We start from the raw sequence: 23,490 nt of genomic DNA, 5'->3' as shown, positions 1-23,490 counted from the left end.
TTCTGAAGGGCAGGAAACGTGGCTCGACAGCCGTGCTGAGAAATTTCCTACATCTTTGTGAGCGTCGGTTTTTTTCACAAACTTTTCACACCGGCCTACGTAGTCTCAGCTCATCCGTTAGAAAGCAGTACCCTGGCCCGTCTCCCCAGCGGGCTTTTTTTTGCCTGTCATAAAACCTTTTGCATAAACGCTGTCCAACCGTCGCCAATGGCGAGGTTGTTCTGGTTTTGTGTCTGGACTTTCCCTCCGCTAAAGCATTCAATCTCCGGCCTTTCGGTTCCCACTTTTTTGAGGTTCTTGTTATGCGTTTGACACTGCCTGCTCTGGTTCTGGGCCTTTTGGTTGCTCAAGGTGCGATGGCTGCCGGCGACGGCACGGCCGCGCTCGGTGGTGGTCTGGGTGGTGCGTTGGGTAACGTGGTTGGCCAAAAAATGGGCGGCAGCACTGGCGCAGCGATTGGTGCTGGCGTAGCGGGTGCAGCCGGCAGTGCTGTTGCCGCACGTAAAGGCAGCCGCACCAAAGCGGCCATCGGCGGCGGTGTTGGCGCGGCCGGCGGTTCGATAATCGGTAACAGCCTGGGCGGCAAGACCGGCTCCACCATCGGCGCAGGCCTGGGTGGCGCATTGGGCGGCGGCGTAGGCAGCAACCTGTCCAAAAAGGGTCATTGATCCTGAAGGTCAGCTGAAAAAGCCCGGCTCAATGCCGGGCTTTTTCGTTTTGGAACGTTTCTGCATCATGTGGCTCAAATCTCATACAGTCGGTATTGGTTTTCTGTATAACAGACCCAGATGCAGGCTGATGCCTATCCGCGGCACGTTCTTCCCCCCAATGCGGAAATTAGAGGTGCATATCATGCGTTTCATGCGTTTGACATTGTCCACGGTGTTTTTGGGGCTTTTGGTCGCTCAGGGCGCAATGGCGGGCGGCAACGGTGACGCTGCAGTCGGCGGTGGTCTTGGCGGTGTGTTGGGTAATGTGGTCGGCGGCCAACTGGGCGGCAGCACTGGCGCAGCGGTGGGCGCTGGCGTCGGCGGTGCGGCAGGCAGTGCGGTCGGTGCGCGCAAGGGCAGTCGCACAGAAGCGGCCGTCGGCGGTGGTCTCGGCGCGGCGGGTGGTTCGGTGATCGGCAACAGCCTGGGTGGCTCCACTGGTTCAGCCATTGGCGCAGGCCTGGGCGGCGCAGCCGGTGGCGCGGTGGGCAGCAGCATGGGTGATGACCGCGGCAGTTCGCATTCCGGTGGCGGCTACTACAAACACAAGCATAAAAATAAGTACAAGAATCACTAACTCGATATCGAGTGACAGTAAAAACCCGGCCGAGTGCCGGGTTTTTCGTTTCTATCGATAGGACTCCGGAACGATTGGCCGTAGGACGTCTCGAACTTAATATACACACTGAACGTTGTGAGACATGCCATGACTCCGGAAACTGAAGACAAGGAAGAAGAAGGCCCGATCAACGATCCTGGCAACGAAGATCCGGGGTCTCTGATGGACGACGCCACGGTGCCGCTCAACGATGCCGATGACGCGGGCGATGTGGGCAACTTGGAGAATGATGAGTATGACGAGGAAGACGACGAGTGATTTTGTAGTCGGCCCGACCGATTGATCCCTCTGATCGAACCGCGTCTGTCGTGTTGGCCTCGAAAGGCAAGGATCTGCTTTTCGGGTCCATTGAGAGGTGCGTTATGAACGCTGATCCGAAAGACTCCGATATCGACGATACCCCCGAATATCCGCTGCCGTCGCCCACCAATTCGCTGCGCCGCGACCAGCGCCCGCCGGATGACGACGACACCGCTGCGGAGCAGGTGCCGGCCGATGATGTGAGGCGCGGTAATGTGGAGGCTGACCCGGAAGACCCGGACATTGCCGGTGATGACGCCTCGGGCGAACCGAGTTGAAACCTGTGCGGTGGTGCATCGCTGATTGTCGATTGTGCGGCTCCTTTAAAAAGCGATCACCACCAGAGATCAGGTAAAGCACTCTTTAAAGGAGATGCACCATGATCAGGTCAAAATGGATGGCGCTTACGATGGTCGGCTTATTGTCGATCAGTTCATTGGCGGCGTTTGCTCAATCTACTGGTCGCGACGCACCGGTCGATAAGGGTGGGATGCCGCCCTACTCGGAAATGAATGCGGGTACCTCGGATGGGAAAGCGCCGCCGCCGGACACCATTGGTGGTGGGAGTGGTGGTGATGCCAACGGGAGTAGCATCGACCCGGGGAAGGGCAGCGGGTCGGTGAGTGGTGGAAGTTCGATGGGGAGTGGTTCTGGAAGTGGGTCTGGAGGATCAGGTGGTTCTGGGGTGAGTGAAAGATCGAGGAATGCTGGGGGAGGAGTTGATTCAGGTGGTTAAGGACAGGCGATTGAAAGCCCAGCTACATGCTGGGCTTTCGGAGCAATATCCGAGCAGATCCTGGCGAACAGATAACTATTGGCTTATTGATCCTTATTGATGGCGTTTTGCGCAGCCATCATTTCCTTTATTAGTAACTGAGTGGTTTTGGCCTTTGCAAAAAAGAGCGGCGTATCCCAGTCAAAGTCTTTGATAACTCTAATTTGAAATGAGCCTGTAATGTCGAACGAGGGATACCAGCCGATATCTAACAAAAAAGCACCCGCATATTCTACTTGTAGCATGTCTTCTTTGAGTAAGTCGATTTGATCAGCAGGATCAATATTTTTCAGAGGGGAAAGATCATCGTAAGCGATTTTTCCTTTGATGAATGTGAGGTCAATCACTTCGTCAGTCTCCTAAATTCGCTCTCCGAAATCGGATGTCCGTGAATTGTTCTGGCGCTTAGTTCTATACGTATCCAGCGACTTGGCTTTCCTTCGCTTGCACCGATGACGGTCTCGTACTCTTTGATTTTCCAAGGTTTGCCATTGGTTGAGGGGGCACCACTTTCATATACTTCCCGTTCCGTTCGCTGAATGCTGATTCAAACTTCGTTATGTCAGTTCTGGATGCTTTTTTTGGGTTACAAGAAGTTTGCATCAATTCGGTCTACTTCTAACCTTATAAATTGATCATTGAGTTCCGGATGATCGTAATGTACATCCTCGTCATGAAAGTCTGTGAAGGATTTAAATACACCATTTCTCAACATTCCGTTTAGGAAATAGGCGTAACCTTTGGCGCCTTTCTCGATCAAGACATCTGGGTGAGAGATTTTTTTTATTTGGTATGAGTCAGATAAATTAATTGTCAATTCTACGCTATATGTTTTTCCGATTTCTATTTCGTATGGGCATGAGTTTACAAAACAATCAACAATGTGGTTGTTAATTAAGAGCGTTACATGTTCTTCGTTCGTATCGCTGATGTGAAGAATCTTTGCTGTTTTTATATTATTCATCGTGGGGCCTGATCGTTTTGTCTTGAGTGTCGTTGTTAATTGCTTTCCAAAAATCTTTCCCTGTTTTGGTGTGCAGTGTGGTTATTTCTTGTTGGTTATTTGTGCCGACGAATGAGAACTTTGCTTTTCCCTTACTGTTATTCCCTAAAAACATCACAAATCCTGTTCGTATTTCGTTCCTATAAGAGTACTGGATTCTAATTCCGTTATTCATAACATAACGTGCTGTGCTGAGATATTCGTCGGTGCTTCGTGCCCCAAACTCTTTGCCATGTTTGTCAAAATGTTCATTGAGCTTGTCTCTTGTTCCAAAATCAGCTGGTCGTTGAGCGGGGTTGGGGGTTTTTTGCTCTCCTTCATCAACCCTCACCTTACCCGCCGGATCCTCACCCCCAAACGACGGCTTCTTACACCCATCCCCCCCAGGGCACTCACTCAACCCCAACGGATCAACCCAACCCGCCGGATTGCGCGTGTACTGATATCCGTTTAACCCACCCGCCAGCTTGCTCGGATCCGGGGTCAAATACCGCCCGACATCCGGATTGTAGTATCGATGCCGGTTGTAATGCAGGCCGGTTTCCGCGTCGAAATATTGCCCTTGAAAGCGTAGCGGCTGGTCGAGGACCTGGTGGGTGTCGCGGTTGAGGCGGGTGAGGCGGCCATAGGCGGTGTATCGGGCGGCCCAGATGATGTCGCCGCTGTAGTCGGTGAGTTCTTGCGGTGTACCGAGGTGGTCGAGTTGGTAGTAGAACGGGCAGGCTTTTTTCGGGCCTTTGCCGTCGAGCATGGCCAGCGGGCGGAAGGTGCCGGGTTCGTAGATGTAGCTGCGATGGTGCTCGCTGCTGCTTTCAGCGACAAGGTTGTCGCCCTGCCAGAAAAACTCGGTGGTCTTGCCGTCGACGGTTTTGGCGATGCGGCGGCCGAAGGCGTCGTAGTGGTAACTGGAGCAACGACCATCCGGCAATGTGACGCCGACCAGTCGGTGCTGGCAGTCGTAGCGGTATTCGGTGACCAATTTCTGCGCGGTGCCGCGGCGCTCGCGGATCAGGTTGCCGAAGGCGTCGTAGTCGTAATGACAGTCGCCTTGCACCAACAGGCGATTGCCTTTGATCGTTGTCGGGCCGGGGCGGTCCTGCATCAGCAGGTTGCCGGCCGGGTCGTGGGCGTAGCTTTCCGGCTGTTGGTCGCGGGAGTGGCGGACGCGGATCAGGCGATCGAGCGGGTCGTACTGGTAACTGCGCTGACCATGGCGGGTGTCGGCGATGCTGTCGAGATTGCCGTTGAGGCTGTAGGCATAGTCGCGGCGGTAGAGCGGATGTTGGTGGTGGCCGACAGCGTGGGCCTTCAGACGGCCCAGTTCGTCGTAGGCATATTCACTGAGCAGCAGGCCTTGTTGACGGTTTTGTTCGCGACCGGCGAGGAACGTATGCGAGGTCAGTCGTGCGCCATTGAGGTCGATGGCCGTCAGCGCACCGCCCTTGGCGTGGTGGTAGTCGAGTTTGCTGCCGTCCGGCAGGTGCAGGCGGTTGAGCTGCCCGCAGGCGTCGTAGCCATAACGCAAGGTGCCCCAGCCCTGATGTTCGGTGATCAGCCGGTCCTGCTGGTCGTACTCGAATTCCAGCGGGTGATCGTGGCCGTCATCGACGCCGAGCAGCCGGCCCAGCGAGTCGTAGCGGTATTTAACCTGGATGCCATCGGGCAGCGTTTTGACCAGCAAGCGCCCGGCCGCATCCCGTCGATAGCCGGTGATCAGCCGCGAGTCGTCATCGCCGAACTCGGTTTTTTCCAGCAGATGACCGTTGAGGTCGTAGACGTAGGCAGTGCGGCGGCCGTCGAAACCGGTTTCCTGGCGGATCAATCCGCTGGGCGTGTAGTCCAGCTGATATTCTTCGCCAGATTCGTTCTCGATTTTTGTGAGCAGCAGCTGCGCGTTGTCGTAGCGGTACTTGAGCTGGGTGCCGTCGGGATTGATCCGGCGGCTGACCAGGTGCAAATCGTCGACGTATTCGTAGCGGGTGAAGCGGCCCAGTTCGTCGCGTTCGGCGGTGATCTTGCCGTAGGCGTTGTAACTGAACGCGCGGGTGGCCCTGGTAGGCAATGTCGTCTGGATCAGTCGGGCGACGGCATCCCATTGGTACTGGGTGAGCGCACCGTGTTCGTCCTGACGAGTCGTCTGCCGCCCCAGCGCATCGTAGGAATACGTTCGCTGCCCACCGTCCGGCCGTGTTTCCTCGAGCAACTGCCCCAAGGCATTCCAGACAAACACATGGCGACTGGTGTCCGGGTAGCGGATCGACAGCAACCGGCCCTGAGGGTCGTAGTGGTAATGGGTGACCTGACCGTCCGGATCGGTCGCCTCGGTGACATCGCCCTGAGCATTGCGCTGGTATTTCCACACCGCCTGACCGCGATAGCGCGCATGCAGGAAACCGTTGCGATACTCATAGGACGTCGGTTCGTCTTGCGGCGGAATCAGCGCCACCAACCGTCCGACTTCGTCATAACGGTATTCGGTGACAGCCCCCTGCGGATCCTGCTCAGCCACCAATCGGCCCTGCTCGTCGTAGGTTTTCAGCTGTTCGCCGCCGTCCAGGTCGACTCGGCGTACCAGTCGCGCCCGATCATCGTGGACGTAAACCTCTTCGCTGCCGTCGATGTTCCGGACCGTGACGCTGCCCTGATCATCCCAGACATAGCGCGTGTCCATCTGCGCAAACGATGCCCAATGCCGCACGCAACGCGCCGCCTTGCCGGAGCGCTCCCACTCCCAGAAGAAACTTGCGCCACCGGCCAGTTGCCGCTGCAAAATTACGTGGTGGTCGTCGTAGTCGTAACGCTCGCTTTCCCCGGCGGCATTGGTCGCTTCGATCAAGCGTTGGCGGGCGTCGTAGCGGTAGAAAACCAGCGTCTGCTCCGTACGCCAGGTTTCACCCAGGTCATCGCGGGGGTGAAACGACTGGTATTCGACGGCGACCAGGTGCCTGCGCTCGTAGCACAACAGCAGCGAACGACCGGCACCATTGTCGAGGCGCTGGATGCGATCCTGGCGATCGCGGGTGATGCGCAGTCGGTTGTTGTGGGCGTCGCTGATCGCCGTCAGCCGACCGTTATGAAAGTGGTAGAACCGGCTCGATTCTCCAGCCAGCGCGAGAATCAGTTCCTCCGGCTCGTCCCCGAGGTAAATCGCCGCCCGCGACAGGCTATTGTGGATCGCCGGGCGCTCGACGTTCGGCAACGGAAACGTCGTACGACGGTTTTCATGGTCAATCCAGATAACCTGTTCAGCGCCCAGCTCCAACCGCTGCGCCAGAGAATGACTCCAGCCCCAGCCCAGCCCGCAATCGATCTCCACCGCGCTGGTGCGGTAGAGCCGGGTGAAGGCAAACGTCAGCAGCCCGTCCAGCGCACCGTCGGTCAGGGTCAGCAGTTCTTCGCCGCTGACCATCGACACAGGGCAGCCGTTGGTGCAGGTTAGTGCCGCGCAATCGGCGCTGTCGCCATTGGGATTTTTCGCTTGATTCGGTGCATCGTCGTGAGGTTCGTGACGGCCCAGTCGGGTCATCGCAGCAGATTTGTCGCGGGCAATGGCAACCGGATTGTCCACCTGCACAACCGGTGAATTGCCGGCGCTGATCTGCAGTGGAATCGCCGGTGCAGGTTTCAGTGGTGCATTGCGCGCACTGACCACGAGCGGCTTGAGGACGCCAGCGTGGGCTGTCAGGACGGATTTGGCCGTCAGTTCGGCCAGTCGCAAACTGGCCGCCGCCAACCATTGTCGAGCCCGCGTGGACTTGATTTTGTCCAGAACCCTGGTGCTCATGCCGAGCTTCAGCCCCGCAGGACCGGTGAGGCACATCAGCAGGAAACTGATCAATATTTCCGTACGAATTTGCGCCACGACTTCGGCGATGTACTGCGGCGGCAACATTCTCAGCCAACTGCTGAAGGCTGCGAGATGGATGAACATCAATGGCTCATCGCTCAACATCAGCAACACGTTGGCAATGGTGTCAGCCGAGGCGCTCAGCAACGTCTCAAGCTCGCTATGGGTGAGGTACTCAAGGAGTTTTTCGCTGTTGCCTTGCAGGTCCGCCATCAGGGCGTAGACCTGTTTCACGTCATCCCATAAACCGTGCAGCGAAAGCTCGAACCCGTGCCAGTCAGCCTGTTGCAACAGGCCGTAGCGTTGGGTGAAATCTGCATTGGAAAAATCTGCCCATAAAGGCTCGAATTCGCTCCTCCATTCGTTGCGCAACCAGCCTTCCAGCTCGCCGATCACGCCCTTATAGGAGGCGTAGAGCGCTTTGACGTGTTCAGTGGAGACATTGGGAAAGAAGGTGATGCGATAGCGATGGCCGTGCCAGCATTCGGGGATTTCGAGAATACCGCTGGGGCCGATGGTTGCGTGGACAGGCTCCCCGAACGTCAGTTCGCCGTTGCGCTGCGATATAACCGGTTCGAGCATCACTGGCGTATCGCCGATCGGCACGAAACGCGCGGCTTCAAACATATGCACGAGGGTTAACGGACCGCTGGCCGGGCACGTGGCGAGGGTCGAACTGACAGGAACTGTGGAGTCCTTCAGTGCGCTGAGCCGGACTTCGTTGCCGACCTTGAACACTTGCTCGACGTTCAGCGCGCTACCGGTCCAGAACTTTTCCGCCCAGGACTCGTAGTCGTTGAGGCAGAGTCGGAAATCACCGAGCAGCGCTTCGATGTCCGGCTGCCCGGGGTTCATGGCGGCGACCACCAGCAGACCGATGGCGTTGTTCAAGGCCAGGATTTTGTCAGGTTCGAACATTCGCAATCCCTCGCGCTGATCAATTTGGAGCGAGAGACTTTGCGGGGGATCAAAAAGGAAAGAAGTCGGGAAAGGAGGTGTTTGGTGTAGGGGAAATCGCTAAATCTCTCGGCACAGGTTTTTGCATCCGCCATGGATTGCCCGTTGCCCTCGACCAATCGGGCTCGCTATGCTGCTGAACCCTTTAATCCATCGCGGATCCGGCCGTACCCGAGCCGCCCTGGGATGTCATGAGAAAACGGATCAGTTGCGATGAATGCACCCCTGGATGAATTCGGTCCGATCAAGGCCGTGATTTTCGATATGGACGGTTTGCTGCTGGACACCGAGGGCATTTACACCGAGGTCACGTCCATCATTGCCGAGCGTTATGGACGGACCTTCGACTGGAGCGTCAAACAGAACATCATCGGCCGTGGCGCGGGTGATCTGGCGCGCTATGTGGTCGAGGCGCTGGACCTGCCGATCACCGCCGAAGAGTTTCTGGTGATCCGCGAGCCCTTGATGCGCGAGCGTTTTCCGACGGCGCTGGCGATGCCCGGCGCAGAAGAGCTGGTTCGGCACTTGAAAGCCAACAACATTCCTATCGCGGTGGGCACCAGTTCTTCGCGTCAGTCGTTCGGTCAGAAAACCACCTTGCACCGCGACTGGTTCGCGCTGTTCGACTTCATCGTCACCGCTGACGACCCGGAAGTGGGGGCGGCGAAACCGGCGCCGGATATTTTCCTGACGGCGGCGCGACGCCTTGGGGTCGCGCCTCGGGATTGTCTGGTATTCGAGGATTCGCCGTTCGGCGTCACTGCAGCCAAAGCGGCAGGAATGACGGCGATTGCGGTCCCGGATGCGGCGATGGCCGACGAAAAATACGCACACGCCGATGGCATTCTTCGTACGTTGAAGGCGTTCAAGCCCAGTGCATGTGGCTTGCCGGCGCTTGAGTGGGCCTGACCATTCGATAATCTCCGAAACAAAAAAACGCCGGCAATCGATTGCCGGCGTTTTTGTTTCGGTCGGGCGGTGTATCAGGCGCCGAAACCACCGTCGATGGTCAGGCTGGCACCGGTGATGTAGCCAGCTTCGGGACCTGCGAGGTAAGCGACGAAGCTGGCGATTTCTTCCACGTTGCCGTAACGACCCACGGCCATCAGCGGAATCAGGCTATCAGCGAAGTCGCCGCTGGCGGGGTTCATGTCGGTGTCGACCGGGCCTGGCTGCACGTTGTTGATGGTGATGCCCCGTGGGCCAAGGTCGCGAGCCAGGCCTTTGGTCAGGCCGACCAGCGCCGATTTGCTCATGGCGTACGGGCCGCCACCGGCGAAGGGCATGCGCTCGGCATTGGTGCTGCCGATGTTGATGATGCGGCCGCCTTCGGTCATGTGGCGGGCGGCTTCCTGGGTGGCGATGAATACGCTGCGTACGTTGATGGCCAGGGTCTGGTCGAAGTCTTCGAGTTTAAAGTCCTCCAGCGGTGCGACGGCCAGGACGCCTGCGTTGTTGACCAGGATGTCCAGGCGCCCGAAAGCTTCGACGGTGGCGTTGACGGCATTGCGAATGGCGACGGCATCGGCGCTGTCGGCCTTGATGGCCAGGGCTTTGCCGCCGGCGGAGATGATGCTGTTTTGCAGGTCTTCGGCTTTGGCGGTAGAGCTGACATAGGTGAAGGCGACGGCTGCGCCTTCTGCGGCCAGGCGTTTGACGATGGCAGCACCGATACCGCGTGAACCGCCTTGAATCAGAGCTACTTTACCGCTGAGGTGTTGAGTGGTCATGTCGATCTCCAGAAGTTCAAGGCAGGCTGCCTTGTTGTCGGAGTCGAGTATCGGCTTCGCATTACCCGGCGGGTAGACCGTGATTGCTATAGTCTGTGTAAACCAGAAGTTTATAGTGGCGCTTATGGAAACCTTCAGCAGTATCGAATGCTTCGTGCGCAGCGCTGAGGTCGGCAGCTTCGCCGAGGCTGCGCGACGCTTGAGCCTGACGCCTGCTGCGGTGGGCAAGAGCGTCGCCAAGCTGGAGGCGCGGCTTGGTGTGCGGCTGTTCCAGCGCAGCACGCGTAGCCTGACGCTGACCGAGGCCGGTCAGCTGTTTCTCGGCGAAGTCAGCGCCAGCCTGCACACGATCCAGAATGCCGTGGCCAACCTGGCCAGCGCCGAAGGACGTCCGGCGGGAACGCTGAAGGTCAGCATGGGTACGGTGTTCGGGCGCTTGTACATCGTGCCGTTGCTCGGAGAGTTTTTGCGGCGCTTTCCGGCGATCAACCCGGACTGGCATTTCGATAACCGTCAGGTCGACCTGATCGGCCAGGGGGTCGATGCGGCGATTGGTGGTGGATTCGAACTGCCCCAGGGCGTGGTGGCGCGCAAGCTGACGCCCGCCCATCGAGTGTTGGTGGCTTCAGCCGGGTACCTGGCGGGGCACGAAGCGATCATCGAGCCCGATAACCTCCAGCGCCACGATGGCATCCTGATACGGTCGCCGCAGACGGGGCGCGTGCGTTCCTGGCAACTGACCTGTCGCAACCGGCAACACAGCCCGCTGACGCTCAAGGCGCGAATGACCATGAGCGATTCGGAAGCAGCCTGCGCGGCGGCGACCCAGGATTTGGGCATTGCATTGGTGAGCATGCCGTTCGCCGTTGGCTATCTGGACGCCGGGACCTTGCAGCGGGTGCTGCCCGACTGGTACGTCGACGATGGCAATATCTCCATCTATTACGCCGAGCACAAACTGCTGCCGGGCAAGACCCGGGCGTTTGTCGACTTCATCATTGAACAGTTTGCCGAGCAGGGGTTGGGGCAGCGGTTCAGTGCAGTTTGAGCCCGGCTTGGGACCGAGGGGAGGCCATCGCGGGCAAGCCACGCTCCCACAGAGTGATGCAAACCCCTGTAGGAGCGAGGCTTGCCCGCGAAGAACGATAACGCGGTCTAGCGCCCAAACCGCCCAGGCCAACCCTTAATGTTCTTCGGCCGTGGCGTCGCATATGTCCGCACTTTCGACGTCGACAACCCCAGCCGCACCAGCGATTCGGCAATGGTCACCGCCGCCGTCACGCCATCCACCACCGGTACACCGGTGCGCTGACGAATCTGTTCATCCAGCCCGGCCATGCCGCCACAGCCCAGGCAAATCACCTCGGCCTTGTCCTCGCTCACCGCCAGCTCCGCCTGGCGGACAATCGCCTCCAGCGCACGCTCTGGATCGGATTCCAGCTCCAGCACCGCCAACCCACTGGCCCGCACCGACGCACAACGATCCCAGAGCCCGGAGAGTTTGAGGCGATCCTCGATCAGCGGCACGGTGCGGTCCAGCGTGGTCACCACCGAATAAGCATGGCCGAGGAACATCGCGGTGCTGGCGCCGGCATCGGTGATGTCCACCACGGGCACGTTGAGCAACTCCTGCAAACCTTCGCGGCCGTGCTCGCCATAACCGGCCTGGATCACTGCATCGAAGGGCTGATCGTAGGACATGACCCGGTCCATCACGGCGATGGCGGCCAGGTAGCTTTCGAAATTGCCTTCAATGGAGTCGGCGCCGAAATGCGGGGTCAGGCCGATGATTTCCGTGCCGGGCGCGGCCACGGACTGCGCTTGGCGGGCGATGGCCTGGGTAATGGATTCGGTGGTGTTGACGTTGACCACGAGAATTCGCATGGGAAGTCCTTATAGCGAGGTGGATTGCGGCCCGATGTCACCGGGCCGCCAAGAGGATTAATGGCTGACGTTATCGACCGCGATGGCTTCACCGCTGACATCGGCGTAGTAAGGCTGCCGCTTGGCGATGATCAGGTAGAGCATCCCCGCAATCCCGGCGCCAATCAGCCAGGAGAATGGCGAGACACTGTCGAAACCTGGCACCAGGGCCAGGACAATGGCGATCACGGCAGCCGGAATGAACGCCGCCACGGCGCGCAAATTGACCCCACGGCTGTAGTAATAGTCGCCATCGGGATCTTCGCTGTACAACTGCGGTACGTTGATCCGGCCTTTTCGTACTTGCCAATAGTCGACCATGATCACCCCGTACAACGGGCCGAGCAGGGCGCCGAGGCCGGACAGGAAATACACGATCACCAGCGGGCTGTTGTAGAGGTTCCACGGCAGGATCAGCACCGCGATGGTCGCGCTGATCAGCCCGGCGCGGCGGAAGGTCAGGTATTTGGGCGCCAGGTTGCTCAGGACAAAGGCCGGGGCGACGAAGTTGGCCATGATGTTCACCGCCACGGTGACTATCAGGAACGCCAGGCAACCGAGTACCAGAAAGAAGGTGTTGGGAATCGACGCGATGATTTCGGTCGGGCTTTCGATGATCCGGCCATTGATCTGGAATTGCGCACCGCACAGCAGGACCGTGATTGTGGCAAATACCAGAATGTTGACAGGCAGCCCCCAGAAGTTTCCGACCCGGATGGTCTTGCGGCAGGGAGAAGAGCGGGCGAAGTCGCAGAAGTTGAGGATTAGCGTGCCGTAGATCGACAGCCACAAGGCGCCGCCGGCAAAGATATTGCGCCACATCTCACCGCCACTCAGCGGTTCGCGAATCGACCAGGCGATGGTGGCGTTGGCCTGGAAGTACATCCTGCCGGCGAGGGCGGCGACGGTCAACAAAATCACCGGGCCGGCAAACGCCTCGTAGCGCCGCACCATTTCCATGCCATAGGCCAGGATCGCCAACTGCACAAACCAAATCGCCACGAAGCACACCCAGCCCAGGCTCGACAGCCCGAGTATCGAATTGTGGTCGTAATCGGCGAGTCCGGGATGCACCGCCGTCAGCAATACGCGAAAGACCACTGACGCCAGGTACGTCTGAATTCCGAACCAGGCAATGGCGATAACGGCGCGAATCAATGCAGGAATCTGCGCCCCATGGATGCCGAAACTGATCCGGCTGATCACCGGAAACGGCACCCCGGTTTTCTGGCCCATGTAACCGGAAAGGTTCATGAAGCAATACACCAACGCCGCACCGATTCCCAGGGACAGCAGAATCTGCCAGCCGCTCAGGCCCAGTGCATACAAGCCAATGGCAAAGGAGTAGTTGGCAATGTTGTGCACATCGTTTGTCCACAGGGCGAAGATGCTGTAACGACCCCAACGCCGACCTTCGGCCTTGGTCGGCGCAAGATCCTTGTTGTGCAAGCGGGGGCTGAGTACGACGGGTGGTTGAAACGTTTGATCGTGAATCACAGAGGTGGAAAGGGGGGAGGGCAGATCCAGCGCAATATTGTTATTGGGGAGGCTAGTACGCATTCCGGCAGGCTCCTGAAGCTCGTTGCCGCGATGACTGTGCATGAGCGTGGGCTCGACAAATCTTCGTCGCGGAAGCAAGAGCGTCATTGGTTACGGGGCATCTGCAGCCTGTACGGGATAGGGCGCTTCAGGCTTGCGGATCTAAAGTGTGTGTATGTTTTTGTATTTATTGTATACAAAACATGTATTCACTTAAGCCATATTTGTGCCAGTCGGTGATCTATAAAATTTAAGGCTAATTTCGTTTTGTTATTGATTGAAGATAAGTAGTTGAAAAAAAGACGATATAAATTGACCGATTAAACAGGTATTTATTTTGGGCGGGGTTTTGTCGGAGTGTTCGACTGAGGAAGTCAGGACAGGGGAATGTAACTTTTTGGGGCGCTGAAACTAAAAGTGCACACAGATATGGCACTTATGGTGACATTTCTGTGTACACTTTTTTGAAGTAAAACCATCACAGGCTTCGCCAGCTCCTGCAGGAGCTGCTACGGGCTGCGATCTTTTAAGCTTTGGACTTGCTGATGATGTTCCCGGCATGCAGCCCGCATTCCTTCTGCGTGGCTTCTTCCCACCACCAGCGACCTTCGCGCTCGTGCTGGTTCGGCAGCACCGGGCGGGTGCAAGGCTCGCAACCAATGCTGATGAATCCGCGCTCATGCAGGCTGTTGTACGGCAGCTCCAGCATGCGGATGTAACCCCAGATCTCTTCGCTGGTCATCTGTGCCAGCGGGTTGAACTTGTAGAGGGTACGTTCCGGGGTGGAAAACGCGGTGTCGATTTCCAGCACCGCGACGGCGCTGCGGGTGCCGGGGCTCTGGTCCCGACGCTGGCCGGTGGCCCAAGCGGTCACGCCAGACAGTTTGCGGCGCAGCGGCTCGATCTTGCGAATGCCGCAGCACTCGCCATGGCCATCCTTGTAGAAACTGAACAGGCCTTTTTCCTTCACGAAGGGTTCGAGCTTGCTGTAGTCCGGCGACACCACTTCGATATCGATCTTGTAGTGCTCGCGCACCTGCTCGATGAAGCGGTAGGTCTCGGGGTGCAAGCGGCCGGTGTCGAGACTGAACACTTTGACGTTCTTGTTCAGCTTCCAGGCCATGTCCACCAGCACCACATCCTCGGCGCCGCTGAAAGATATCCACAGGTCATCGCCGAACTCGGCGAACGCGAGTTTCAGGATGTCCTGGGCGGATTTGTTGGCATAGGTCGTGGCGAGTTCCACGACATCGAACGATGGGCTCATCAGGGCGGCTTCCTACAGGTCGGTGGCGCTGGGCGCTCTATATGCGTCGATGGTAACAAAATCCTGCGGCGGCTGGCGCGTCCTCTGCGTTGCACGGAGGGGGGCGAGTCGCTAGAGTTCGGCAGTCCTTTTGCTCGCTCGACTCATAAACAATACCAATGGGAGTGTCTTGTGGAAATTGCCTGTCTGGATCTTGAAGGTGTGCTGGTCCCGGAAATCTGGATCGCCTTCGCCGAAAAAACCGGAATCGAGTCCCTCCGGGCCACCACTCGGGACATTCCCGACTACGACGTGTTGATGAAGCAGCGTCTGCGGATTCTCGACGAGCATGGCCTGAAGCTCTCCGACATCCAGGAAGTGATCGCCACGCTCAAGCCTCTGGAAGGCGCCAGCGAATTTGTCGACTGGCTGCGTGAGCGCTTTCAGGTGGTGATTCTGTCGGACACCTTTTATGAATTTTCCCAACCGCTGATGCGTCAACTGGGCTTCCCGACGTTGCTCTGCCATCGTCTGATCACTGACGATACCGGTCGGGTCACGGGCTATCAGTTGCGTCAGAAAGATCCCAAACGTCAGTCGGTTTTGGCGTTAAAGAGCCTCTACTACCGAGTGATCGCGGCGGGTGATTCCTACAACGACACCACAATGCTGGGCGAGGCGGATGCCGGGATTCTGTTCCATGCGCCGGACAATGTGATTCGCGAGTTCCCGCAGTTCCCGGCGGTGCACAGCTTTGCCGAGTTGAAACAGGAATTCATCAAGGCTTCGAACCGGGCGTTGAGTTTGTAGTCGTCAGGGATGGCCCCTTCGCGGGCAAGCCCGCTCCCACAGGATTTGTGTTGATCGCATAATTGTGGCTCGACACATAACCTGTGGGAGCGGGCTTGCCCGCGATGCTTTTAGAGGTCCCGCAAAGTATCGAGCAGCACCTTCACCTTGGTAATCGATTCCTGATACTCCGCCTGCCAATCCGAATCCGCGACGATCCCGCCGCCGCCCCAGCAGCACACCTGCCCATCCTTGACCAACAAACTGCGAATGGCGATGGAGCTGTCCATCTCCCCGCGCACGTCCAGATACAGCAATGAACCGCAGTACAGCCCGCGACGGGTCGGTTCCAGTTCATCGATGATCTGCATGGCGCGAATCTTTGGCGCGCCGGTAATCGAGCCGCCGGGGAAGCTGCCGGCGATCAAGTCCAGTGCGTCCTTGTCATCCGCCAGTTCGCCGGTAACGCTGCTCACCAGGTGATGCACGTTCGGATAGCTTTCCAGGCTGAACAGCTCCGGCACCCGTACCGAGCCGATACGGCAGGTACGACCCAGATCGTTGCGCAGCAAGTCGACGATCATCAAGTTTTCCGCGCGGTCCTTGGGGCTGGCCAGCAGTTCGGCGGCGTTCGCCGCATCTTCGGCAGCAGTCAGACCGCGGGGGCGAGTGCCTTTGATCGGGCGGGTTTCGACGTGGCGCTCGCTGACTTTGACGAAGCGCTCCGGCGACAGGCTCAGCACTGCGTCGCCGTCGGGCAGGCTCTGGAAGCCGGAAAACGGTGTCGGGCAAGCCGCCCGCAGCGCGCAATAGGCCGCCCACGGATCGCCCTGGCATTGGGCGCGAAAGCGCTGGGCGAAGTTGACCTGATAGCAGTCGCCGGCCTGGATGTACTGCTGAATGCGTTCGAGGGCTTGCCGATAGTCCTCGGCGCTCAGGTCGGCGCTCATCGGACCGTCCAGTTTGAACGGCTCGATGTTCTCGGTCGCGGGTTGAGTGAACAGTTCGATCAGCCGTTGTCGTTTGCTGTCGATCAGCGCCGGGTGGAACACCAATTGACTGGTGGCCAGGTGGTGATCGCTGATCAGCGCCCAGTCATACAGCCCGAAGCGTGCGTCGGGCAATTGCAGATCGTCCCGCGCCTGGCTCGGCAGGTTTTCCAGATGCCGGCCGAAGTCGTAGCTCAGGTAGCCGATCAGGCCGCCGGCGAAGGGCAGGGCGTCAGAGACGGTCGCTTCACCGAGCCGTGTAAGGCTCTTGCGAAGGCGTTGCAGGAAATGGCTGCCGCTTTCATCCGGCAACACGGCCAGTTGCTCCAGCGGCCAGGCGCTGAGCAGGTCGAAACGCCCACGTTCGGCGCTCGGCCGGCCGCTGTCGAGTAGCACGGCACCAGGGGCATGACGAATCGCCGCGAAGTACTCGGCAGGGTTGGCGCGATAGGGCAGCGGGTGTACGGAACAGGTCAACATGGGCGGGGTAGATCAGCCATCGAGGCGGGGGAGCGATTGTAGTCCTCTGCAGGATTTGCTCCTAGAGGCATGTCGGGGATTGGCAGATTGGCGGCAAGGTTGAGAGGTGTGGTGATTTGGCGTCAGCCTTCGCGGGCAAGCCCGCTCCCACAAGGACTGCGCGAATCCTGTGGGAGTGGGCTTGCCCGCGAATGGGGCGCCGCAGTCCTGGATCAGCCCTCGACCGCCGGAATATGCCCAAACAGTTCCTGAACGAACGCCACACGTTCCTGCGCCGTTTCGGTGATCCCGCGCGCCTTCAGCTCTTCGAGTCGCGCCTCGACCGCGTGGGTGCGGGACGTCAGCCCGCAATCGTTGGCGATTTGAATGTTCAACCCGGGCCGAGCGTTGAGCTCAAGAATCAGCGGCCCTTTCTCCTGGTCGAGCACCATGTCGACACCGATGTAGCCAAGCCCGCACAGCTCGTAACAGCCGGCGGCCAGTTTCATGAAGCCGTCCCAGTAGGGCAGTTGCACGCCATCTACCGCGTTGGTGGTGTCCGGGTGTTTGTTGATGATGTTGTTCAGCCAGGTGCCGCGCAATGTCAGGCCGGTAGCCAGGTCGACACCGACGCCGATGGCGCCCTGGTGCAGGTTGGCCTTGCCGCCGGACTGTCGGGTCGGCAGGCGCAGCATGGCCATCACCGGATAGCCCATCAGCACGATGATGCGGATGTCCGGCACACCTTCATAGCTGATGCTTTTGAAGATCTGGTCCGGGGTCACGCGGTATTCGATCAGTGCACGGTCGCGGTGCCCGCCCAGGGAGTACAGGCCGGTGAGGATGCTCGAGATATGGTGCTCGAGTTCCTCATGGGCGATGATTTTGCCGGACACTGTGCGATAGCGCCCCTCGAACCGGTCGGCAACCACAATGATGCCGTCGCCGCCAGCGCCCTGGGCCGGTTTGATCACGAAGTCGGTGCGCCCGCCGATGATCTCCTTGAGGTTATCGATTTCCTTCTCGGTGGAGATCACGCCGTACAGCTCCGGCACGTGGATGCCGGCGGCGATGGCGCGCTCCTTGGTGATGATCTTGTCATCGACGATCGGGTACAGGCTGCGCTTGTTGTACTTGAGCACGTAGTCGGCATTACGCCGATTGATCCCCATGATGCCCCGGGCCTCCAGGGCTTTCCAGGTCTTCCAGAGACCGAACATCAGGCGTCAGCCTCCTTCAGGAAAGCCTTGAAACGCACCAGTTCGGTCAGGCGGTAGCCGCGATAGCGACCCATGGCCAGCATGAAGCCCACCAGGATCAGCAGGACCGCCGGGAAGGTGAACACGAAGTACACCAGCTCCGGCACGCTCATGATCAAGTGCCCCAGGGAGGCGGCGAACAGCGTGCCGATTGCCACTTTCATGGCGTGGCCGCCGCCGCGCTCTTCCCAGGTGATCGACAGGCGTTCGATGGTCATGGTCAGAATCACCATCGGGAACAGCGCCACCGACAACCCGCGCTCCAGGCCGAGTTTGTGGCTGAACAGGCTGATCGCCGCGATCAGCACCACCACGAAGGTCAGCACCACCGACAGCCTCGGCAGCATTTGCAGTTTCAAGTGTTCAAGGTAGGAGCGCAGTGACAGCCCCAGCGCCGTGATGATGGTAAACAGCACGATGCCGAAGCCGAGCTGGGTTTCCCGGAAGGCGAGGGCGATCAGCACCGGGGTAAAGGTGCCGAGTGTCTGGATGCCGATCAGGTTGCGCAGGATCAGGATCACCAGCACGCCGATCGGGATCATCACCATGATCATGAAGGTCTGCTGGGTTTGCAGCGGCAGGCCGTACAGCGAGTAATCGAGGAAGTTGGCGTCGGAGTTTTCGTCAGTCAGCTTGGCCAGGCGAATGGCGTTCATTTCACTGTTGTTCAGGCTGAAGGTGACATTGGCTTTCTTGCCGCCATCGACAGTGATCAGGTTTTCATCGCCGGTCCACCACAGCAAGCGGTCGGTGGGCAGGCCCTGTTCGCCGGTTTCCGGGTTGAAATACAGCCAGTCGGTGCCGTTGAAGCTGCGCAGCCAGAGTTCAGGCATTTGCGGCTGATCGGCCACCAGGCGGATGGTGTGGACCTTTTCCACCGGCACGTGGGCGATGGACAGAACCAGCTCGACGATTTTGGCTTTGTTCGCGGTGGACGGATCGCCGGCCAGCAGCAGTTTCACGTTGTCGTCGTTGAGGTTGTTGACACGCTTGATGGCTTCGCCGATGAAGGTTTCGACGTCGGCCGAATGCTGGCGGATCGGCGCGAGCAAGGCTTCGGCGGCGATTTTTTCCGGGCCTTCGACGGCGATGCTGTCGCGGAAGGTCGCCCCTTTGACCTTGGATTTTTCGCCGGTGTAGCGCTTGGTCAGCACCAGGCGGTAATAAAGGGTCTGGTTGCCCTTGGCCCGACGCGCCGACCAGGTGACCTTGCGGTTGCCGTCGACACGGTTCACCGCCACGCCGTAATTGTTGGAAATGAAACTCTCGTTAAGGCTCACATAGTCGCGGCTCAGCGGCGGCACGAACATCTGGATCTTGATCGGATCCTTGGCGTTGGCGACGAACTCGACCTTGGCATCGATGTTCCACAGGTCGTCGGTGGCGTCTTCAGTTACCGGAATACCGAGCACGAAAATCTGATAGGCCGTAACTGAAATGCCCAGCACCACCAGGATGGCGATCAGCAATTTCAGATGGAGGGTAAGAGAGCGCATTGGAATTACTCTGCGGTATGTGCGTCGGTGGCGCAGGCAGGTTTGCCAGCAGCGTATTTAAGACTTGGATCGACCAGCGCATCGAAACGCTTGAGCGCCTCGGAGCCGATCAGCAGTGGGTATTGGAAGGCACTGCGGTCGGTCAGGTTCACTTCGATACTGCGCAAAGCCGAGCCCATGCAGATATCCAGCTCGATGACCGGACGGGCGGTGTACTTCTTGCCTTCTTCCGGGTCGTAGTCACCGGCCCGGCGCTTGATCTTGCTGACACGGGCCAGCGGTCGTTCGATCGGGTGCGAATGCGCGGCGTCGATGGCCAGATAGAAGCGCACCCAGGATTCGCCATTGCGTTTGAAGCGTTTGATGTCGCGGGCGCTCAGCGAGGCGGTTTTCGCCCCGGTGTCGAGTTTGGCGGCGACTTCCAGATTGATGCCATCCAGCGAAGCGTACTCATTGAGGCCGTACACAGTCTTTTCCCCTGCCGCGGCAAAACCTGACAGGCCAAGAAGACAAAGAAATGTGGTGAAGAGCTTGAGTCTCATAAATCCTGATGCGCAGCGGTCCGTTCTTCAATTCAAGGCCCTGGCATTGCTGCACAAGCTCCCTCGTATGCCTATCCGCTTTTTATGACAGGCAATGCAGATGACAAGCAAATGCGGGCGGCATTCTAGCACGGTGGTTTTATGGCGCCAGCGCCGACGGACGGCTATAACCTGAGGTGTTGCTTCGTTATGGTGCAAGCGGTTATTAGACGATTGTCGACAATATCTATTTATCCTTTGACGTAACGGGCCTTATTCGTTAGTTTTTGCGGCATTGCTTTTAAAGGTGTCGACAATATGCTGGATCAACTCGATCCCCCGGTCACGGCTCAGGATGACTCGGAAACACTTTCCGAAAACGTCTTCCGACGCATTCAGGCAGCCATCGTCAAGGGCGAGATTGCCCCGGGCAGCAAGATCTCCGAGCCCGAGCTGGCGCGCACCTACGGCATCAGCCGCGGGCCGCTGCGTGAGGCGATCCACCGTCTGGAAGGCCAGCGCCTGCTGGTTCGCGTGCCACACGTCGGGGCGCGGGTAGTGTCGCTGAGCCACGCCGAATTGCTGGAGCTCTACGAAATCCGCGAATCCCTGGAAGGCATGGCATGCCGTCTGGCGGCTGAACGCATGACCGTTGAAGAAATCGACGAACTGCGCCGGGTGCTGGAAACCCACGAGCGCGATGCGGCGTTTCAGGCAGGCGTCGGCTATTACCAGCAGGAAGGCGATTTCGACTTTCATTACCGGATCATCCAGGGCAGCGGCAACCGCACCCTGACCCAGATGCTCTGCGGCGAGCTCTATCAACTGGTGCGCATGTACCGCATCCAGTTTTCCACCACGCCCAATCGGCCACGCCAGGCGTTTGCCGAGCACCACCGAATTCTCGATGCCATCGCCGACCGTGACGGTGAGCTGGCCGAGTTGTTGATGCGCCGCCACATCGGCGCCTCCAAACGCAATATCGCCCGTCACTACCAGGACGGCGCTAACCCGACAGCCACTGAACGAGGTGAGTCATGAGTTCCAACAAGAGCACTCCAGGCCAGCGTTTCCGCGATGCGGTCGCCAGCGAACATCCGCTGCAAGTGGTCGGCACGATCAACGCCAACCACGCGCTGCTGGCCAAGCGCGCCGGTTTCAAGGCTATTTACTTGTCGGGGGGCGGGGTGGCTGCCGGCTCCCTCGGTGTGCCGGACCTGGGCATTACCGGCCTGGATGACGTACTGACCGACGTGCGCCGCATCACCGACGTTTGCGACCTGCCGCTGCTGGTGGACGTGGACACCGGTTTCGGTTCCTCGGCGTTCAACGTCGCCCGTACCGTCAAGTCGATGATCAAGTTCGGCGCGGCGGCAATTCACATCGAAGACCAGGTCGGCGCCAAGCGTTGCGGTCATCGTCCTAATAAAGAGATCGTCTCGCAGCAGGAAATGGTCGACCGCATCAAAGCGGCCGTCGATGCGCGCACCGACGACAGCTTCGTGATCATGGCCCGCACCGACGCCCTGGCGGTGGAAGGTCTGGAGTCTGCACTGGATCGCGCCGCCGCGTGCATCGAGGCCGGCGCCGACATGATCTTTCCGGAAGCCATCACCGAGCTTGAGATGTACAAACTGTTCGCCAGCCGCGTGAAAGCGCCGATCCTGGCCAACATCACCGAATTCGGCGCGACCCCGCTGTACACCACCGAGCAACTCGCCGGCGCCGATGTGTCGCTGGTGTTGTACCCACTGTCGGCGTTCCGCGCGATGAACAAGGCTGCGGAAAACGTCTACACCGCGATCCGCCGCGACGGCACGCAACAGAACGTCATCGACACCATGCAGACGCGCATGGAGCTTTACGATCGTATCGATTACCACACGTTCGAGCAGAAGCTCGATGCGTTGTTTGCGGCGAAGAAGTGAAGAAGTAATGAAAGCCCTGTAGCAGCTGCCGAGCTTGCGAGGCTGCGTTCGAGACCGAAGGGCTCGCCAAGCCAGGCAATTCGGTCTTTCAGATACACCGCGTATGCAGGGTTTACGACTGCTGCGCAGCCGAACGCAGCCTCGCAGGCTCGGCAGCTGCTACGAAAATAAGATAACCGTATAGAAGTTGCAGATTCCCTAACAAATTCAAAAACTGGAGACAGCAATGGCCGAAGCAAAAGTACTCAGTGGCGCCGGGCTCCGTGGCCAGGTTGCCGGGCAAACCGCACTGTCCACCGTGGGCCAGTCGGGCGCCGGCCTGACCTATCGCGGTTACGACGTGCGCGAACTGGCAGCGGACGCACAGTTCGAAGAAGTGGCTTACCTGCTGCTGTACGGCGAGCTGCCGACTAAGGCACAACTCGCTGCCTACACCCAGAAACTGAGCAAGCTGCGCGACCTGCCGCAAGCGCTGAAAGAAGTGCTGGAGCGCATCCCCGCCGACGCCCATCCGATGGATGTGATGCGCACCGGCTGCTCGTTCCTGGGCAACATCGAGCCGGAGAAAGACTTCTCCGAGCAGCACGACAAAACCGACCGCCTGCTGGCCGCGTTCCCGGCGATCATGTGCTACTGGTATCGCTTCAGCCACGACGGCAAGCGCATCAACTGCGTGACCGACGAAGCCTGCATCGGCGGCCATTTCCTGCACCTGTTGCACGACAAGAAGCCGAGCGAATTGCACGTCAAGGTGATGAACGTTTCGCTGATCCTCTACGCGGAACACGAATTCAACGCCTCGACCTTCACCGCCCGGGTGTGTGCCTCGACGCTGTCGGATCTGTATTCCTGCATCACCGCCGCCATCGGTTCCCTGCGCGGCCCGCTGCACGGCGGGGCCAACGAAGCGGCGATGGAAATGATCGAGCGCTTCAGCTCGCCGGAAGAGGCGGTCGAGGGCACCCTTGGCATGCTGGCACGCAAGGACAAGATCATGGGCTTCGGTCATGCGATCTATAAGGACAACGACCCGCGCAACGAGGTGATCAAGGGCTGGTCGAAAAAACTCGCCGACGAAGTGGGCGACACGGTGTTGTTCCCGGTTTCAGAAGCCATCGACGCAACCATGTGGGAACAGAAGAAACTGTTCCCGAACGCCGACTTCTACCACGCTTCGACGTACCACTTCATGGGCATTCCGACCAAGTTGTTCACACCGATTTTCGTCTGCTCGCGCCTGACCGGCTGGGCGGCGCATGTGTTCGAGCAACGTGCCAACAATCGCATCATCCGCCCGAGCGCCGAGTACGTCGGCGTTGAACAGCGCAAGTTCGTGCCAATCGAACAACGCTGACTGGGGAGGGTGCCGGTACTGGTGACTGAAGGAACCGGGAACCCTG

General features: G+C 58.9%; 22 protein-coding genes. 11 read left to right on the top strand and 11 right to left on the bottom strand.

All coding sequences use genetic code 11. The features are described 5' to 3' along the window. Positions 1-302 precede the first annotated feature (302 nt). The 5 genes from AC30D7_RS12000 (at position 303) to AC30D7_RS11980 (ending at position 2,365) form a co-directional block, all read left to right on the top strand. Complete coding sequence (locus AC30D7_RS12000) at positions 303-668, top strand: glycine zipper domain-containing protein (RefSeq protein ID WP_007940778.1); 366 nt, start codon at positions 303-305, stop codon at positions 666-668. A 193-nt stretch (positions 669-861) separates the two neighbouring features. Next, positions 862-1,287 carry a glycine zipper domain-containing protein gene (locus AC30D7_RS11995; RefSeq protein ID WP_026331740.1) on the top strand — a complete coding sequence of 142 codons (426 nt, stop codon included), beginning with the start codon at positions 862-864 and terminating at the stop codon, positions 1,285-1,287. A 129-nt stretch (positions 1,288-1,416) separates the two neighbouring features. Continuing rightward, a complete protein-coding gene (locus AC30D7_RS11990; protein ID WP_007940775.1) occupies positions 1,417-1,587 on the top strand; it encodes a hypothetical protein in 171 nt (56 codons plus the stop codon). A gap of 104 nt (positions 1,588-1,691) precedes the next feature. Beyond that, on the top strand, positions 1,692-1,907 hold the full coding sequence (locus AC30D7_RS11985; protein ID WP_490134196.1) for a hypothetical protein: 216 nt from the start codon (positions 1,692-1,694) through the stop codon (positions 1,905-1,907). Positions 1,908-2,008: 101 nt separating this feature from the next. After that, entirely contained in the window at positions 2,009-2,365 is a 357-nt protein-coding gene (locus tag AC30D7_RS11980; protein WP_490134195.1) for a hypothetical protein, read from the top strand. An 83-nt stretch (positions 2,366-2,448) separates the two neighbouring features. Here the strand turns inward: AC30D7_RS11980 and AC30D7_RS11975 are convergent, their stop codons facing one another. The 3 genes from AC30D7_RS11975 to AC30D7_RS11965 all read right to left on the bottom strand — a co-directional run bounded on the left by AC30D7_RS11975 (position 2,449) and on the right by AC30D7_RS11965 (position 8,172). After that, positions 2,449-2,751 (bottom strand): hypothetical protein, encoded by a 303-nt coding sequence (locus tag AC30D7_RS11975; protein ID WP_490134194.1) that lies wholly within the window; start codon positions 2,749-2,751, stop codon positions 2,449-2,451. Positions 2,752-2,990: 239 nt separating this feature from the next. Further along, on the bottom strand, positions 2,991-3,368 hold the full coding sequence (locus AC30D7_RS11970) for a hypothetical protein (RefSeq protein WP_490134193.1): 378 nt from the start codon (positions 3,366-3,368) through the stop codon (positions 2,991-2,993). Next, positions 3,361-8,172 (bottom strand): RHS repeat-associated core domain-containing protein, encoded by a 4,812-nt coding sequence (locus tag AC30D7_RS11965; protein WP_490134192.1) that lies wholly within the window; start codon positions 8,170-8,172, stop codon positions 3,361-3,363. The genes AC30D7_RS11970 and AC30D7_RS11965 overlap by 8 nt, the downstream gene beginning before the upstream one ends. Positions 8,173-8,424: 252 nt before the next feature. Here AC30D7_RS11965 and AC30D7_RS11960 point away from each other — a divergent pair, with 252 nt between their 5' ends. Beyond that, complete coding sequence (locus AC30D7_RS11960; protein ID WP_490134191.1) at positions 8,425-9,120, top strand: HAD-IA family hydrolase; 696 nt, start codon at positions 8,425-8,427, stop codon at positions 9,118-9,120. A 74-nt stretch (positions 9,121-9,194) separates the two neighbouring features. Here the strand turns inward: AC30D7_RS11960 and AC30D7_RS11955 are convergent, their stop codons facing one another. After that, positions 9,195-9,941, bottom strand: coding sequence for a 3-oxoacyl-ACP reductase family protein (locus AC30D7_RS11955; protein WP_019579736.1), 747 nt, complete (start codon positions 9,939-9,941; stop codon positions 9,195-9,197). Positions 9,942-10,065: 124 nt separating this feature from the next. Between AC30D7_RS11955 and AC30D7_RS11950 the strand changes: the two genes are divergently transcribed. Then, the gene (locus AC30D7_RS11950; protein ID WP_490134190.1) at positions 10,066-10,989 is read left to right on the top strand and encodes a LysR family transcriptional regulator; all 924 of its coding nucleotides are present in this window, start codon (positions 10,066-10,068) and stop codon (positions 10,987-10,989) included. A gap of 107 nt (positions 10,990-11,096) precedes the next feature. On the opposite strand, the gene AC30D7_RS11945 is transcribed toward AC30D7_RS11950, so the two are convergent. The 3 genes from AC30D7_RS11945 to AC30D7_RS11935 form a co-directional block, all read right to left on the bottom strand. Further along, positions 11,097-11,825, bottom strand: coding sequence for an aspartate/glutamate racemase family protein (locus AC30D7_RS11945; RefSeq protein ID WP_490134189.1), 729 nt, complete (start codon positions 11,823-11,825; stop codon positions 11,097-11,099). Positions 11,826-11,882: 57 nt separating this feature from the next. Beyond that, positions 11,883-13,424, bottom strand: a complete 1,542-nt coding sequence (locus AC30D7_RS11940) for an NCS1 family nucleobase:cation symporter-1 (RefSeq protein ID WP_490134188.1) — start codon at positions 13,422-13,424, stop codon at positions 11,883-11,885. Positions 13,425-13,929: 505 nt separating this feature from the next. Further along, positions 13,930-14,670, bottom strand: a complete 741-nt coding sequence (locus AC30D7_RS11935; protein ID WP_007942164.1) for a phosphoadenylyl-sulfate reductase — start codon at positions 14,668-14,670, stop codon at positions 13,930-13,932. 171 nt (positions 14,671-14,841) lie between these two features. Here AC30D7_RS11935 and thrH point away from each other — a divergent pair, with 171 nt between their 5' ends. Further along, on the top strand, positions 14,842-15,459 hold the full coding sequence (gene thrH, locus AC30D7_RS11930) for a bifunctional phosphoserine phosphatase/homoserine phosphotransferase ThrH (protein WP_028941075.1): 618 nt from the start codon (positions 14,842-14,844) through the stop codon (positions 15,457-15,459). Between the two features lie 110 nt (positions 15,460-15,569). On the opposite strand, the gene pabB is transcribed toward thrH, so the two are convergent. The 4 genes from pabB to rloA all read right to left on the bottom strand — a co-directional run bounded on the left by pabB (position 15,570) and on the right by rloA (position 20,183). Beyond that, positions 15,570-16,907, bottom strand: coding sequence for an aminodeoxychorismate synthase component I (gene pabB, locus AC30D7_RS11925; RefSeq protein ID WP_490134187.1), 1,338 nt, complete (start codon positions 16,905-16,907; stop codon positions 15,570-15,572). Positions 16,908-17,119: 212 nt separating this feature from the next. Further along, positions 17,120-18,106, bottom strand: coding sequence for an alpha-L-glutamate ligase-like protein (locus AC30D7_RS11920; RefSeq protein ID WP_490134186.1), 987 nt, complete (start codon positions 18,104-18,106; stop codon positions 17,120-17,122). Then, positions 18,106-19,641, bottom strand: a complete 1,536-nt coding sequence (gene rloB, locus AC30D7_RS11915) for an osmotic stress tolerance membrane protein RloB (RefSeq protein WP_490134185.1) — start codon at positions 19,639-19,641, stop codon at positions 18,106-18,108. The genes AC30D7_RS11920 and rloB overlap by 1 nt, the downstream gene beginning before the upstream one ends. A 5-nt stretch (positions 19,642-19,646) precedes the next feature. Continuing rightward, positions 19,647-20,183 (bottom strand): retropepsin-like aspartic peptidase RloA, encoded by a 537-nt coding sequence (gene rloA / locus AC30D7_RS11910; RefSeq protein ID WP_019579744.1) that lies wholly within the window; start codon positions 20,181-20,183, stop codon positions 19,647-19,649. Positions 20,184-20,480: 297 nt separating this feature from the next. Between rloA and AC30D7_RS11905 the strand changes: the two genes are divergently transcribed. The 3 genes from AC30D7_RS11905 (at position 20,481) to prpC (ending at position 23,444) form a co-directional block, all read left to right on the top strand. After that, positions 20,481-21,203 carry a GntR family transcriptional regulator gene (locus tag AC30D7_RS11905; RefSeq protein WP_490134184.1) on the top strand — a complete coding sequence of 241 codons (723 nt, stop codon included), beginning with the start codon at positions 20,481-20,483 and terminating at the stop codon, positions 21,201-21,203. Continuing rightward, the gene (gene prpB, locus AC30D7_RS11900; protein WP_018925250.1) at positions 21,200-22,090 is read left to right on the top strand and encodes a methylisocitrate lyase; all 891 of its coding nucleotides are present in this window, start codon (positions 21,200-21,202) and stop codon (positions 22,088-22,090) included. Before AC30D7_RS11905 ends, prpB begins: the two co-directional genes overlap by 4 nt. Positions 22,091-22,316: 226 nt before the next feature. Continuing rightward, positions 22,317-23,444 carry a bifunctional 2-methylcitrate synthase/citrate synthase gene (prpC, locus tag AC30D7_RS11895; RefSeq protein ID WP_490134183.1) on the top strand — a complete coding sequence of 376 codons (1,128 nt, stop codon included), beginning with the start codon at positions 22,317-22,319 and terminating at the stop codon, positions 23,442-23,444. The last annotated feature ends 46 nt before the right edge of the window (positions 23,445-23,490 follow it).

The sequence above is a fragment of the Pseudomonas sp. DF5 genome (assembly GCF_058148225.1).
This window is presented reverse-complemented; position numbering and strand designations above follow the sequence as displayed.

Excerpts from the sequence above, each read along its gene's own strand:
- AC30D7_RS12000 (WP_007940778.1), top strand. The coding sequence starts at position 303 with ATGCGTTTGACACTGCCTGCTCTGGTTCTGGGCCTTTTGGTTGCTCAA.
- AC30D7_RS11995 (WP_026331740.1), top strand. The coding sequence starts at position 862 with ATGCGTTTGACATTGTCCACGGTGTTTTTGGGGCTTTTGGTCGCTCAG.
- AC30D7_RS11990 (WP_007940775.1), top strand. The coding sequence starts at position 1,417 with ATGACTCCGGAAACTGAAGACAAGGAAGAAGAAGGCCCGATCAACGAT.
- AC30D7_RS11985 (WP_490134196.1), top strand. The coding sequence starts at position 1,692 with ATGAACGCTGATCCGAAAGACTCCGATATCGACGATACCCCCGAATAT.
- AC30D7_RS11980 (WP_490134195.1), top strand. The coding sequence starts at position 2,009 with ATGATCAGGTCAAAATGGATGGCGCTTACGATGGTCGGCTTATTGTCG.
- AC30D7_RS11970 (WP_490134193.1), bottom strand. The coding sequence starts at position 3,368 with ATGAATAATATAAAAACAGCAAAGATTCTTCACATCAGCGATACGAAC.
- AC30D7_RS11965 (WP_490134192.1), bottom strand. The coding sequence starts at position 8,172 with ATGTTCGAACCTGACAAAATCCTGGCCTTGAACAACGCCATCGGTCTG.
- AC30D7_RS11960 (WP_490134191.1), top strand. The coding sequence starts at position 8,425 with ATGAATGCACCCCTGGATGAATTCGGTCCGATCAAGGCCGTGATTTTC.
- AC30D7_RS11955 (WP_019579736.1), bottom strand. The coding sequence starts at position 9,941 with ATGACCACTCAACACCTCAGCGGTAAAGTAGCTCTGATTCAAGGCGGT.
- AC30D7_RS11950 (WP_490134190.1), top strand. The coding sequence starts at position 10,066 with ATGGAAACCTTCAGCAGTATCGAATGCTTCGTGCGCAGCGCTGAGGTC.
- AC30D7_RS11945 (WP_490134189.1), bottom strand. The coding sequence starts at position 11,825 with ATGCGAATTCTCGTGGTCAACGTCAACACCACCGAATCCATTACCCAG.
- AC30D7_RS11940 (WP_490134188.1), bottom strand. The coding sequence starts at position 13,424 with ATGCGTACTAGCCTCCCCAATAACAATATTGCGCTGGATCTGCCCTCC.
- AC30D7_RS11935 (WP_007942164.1), bottom strand. The coding sequence starts at position 14,670 with ATGAGCCCATCGTTCGATGTCGTGGAACTCGCCACGACCTATGCCAAC.
- pabB (WP_490134187.1), bottom strand. The coding sequence starts at position 16,907 with ATGTTGACCTGTTCCGTACACCCGCTGCCCTATCGCGCCAACCCTGCC.
- AC30D7_RS11920 (WP_490134186.1), bottom strand. The coding sequence starts at position 18,106 with ATGTTCGGTCTCTGGAAGACCTGGAAAGCCCTGGAGGCCCGGGGCATC.
- rloB (WP_490134185.1), bottom strand. The coding sequence starts at position 19,641 with ATGCGCTCTCTTACCCTCCATCTGAAATTGCTGATCGCCATCCTGGTG.
- rloA (WP_019579744.1), bottom strand. The coding sequence starts at position 20,183 with ATGAGACTCAAGCTCTTCACCACATTTCTTTGTCTTCTTGGCCTGTCA.
- AC30D7_RS11905 (WP_490134184.1), top strand. The coding sequence starts at position 20,481 with ATGCTGGATCAACTCGATCCCCCGGTCACGGCTCAGGATGACTCGGAA.
- prpB (WP_018925250.1), top strand. The coding sequence starts at position 21,200 with ATGAGTTCCAACAAGAGCACTCCAGGCCAGCGTTTCCGCGATGCGGTC.
- prpC (WP_490134183.1), top strand. The coding sequence starts at position 22,317 with ATGGCCGAAGCAAAAGTACTCAGTGGCGCCGGGCTCCGTGGCCAGGTT.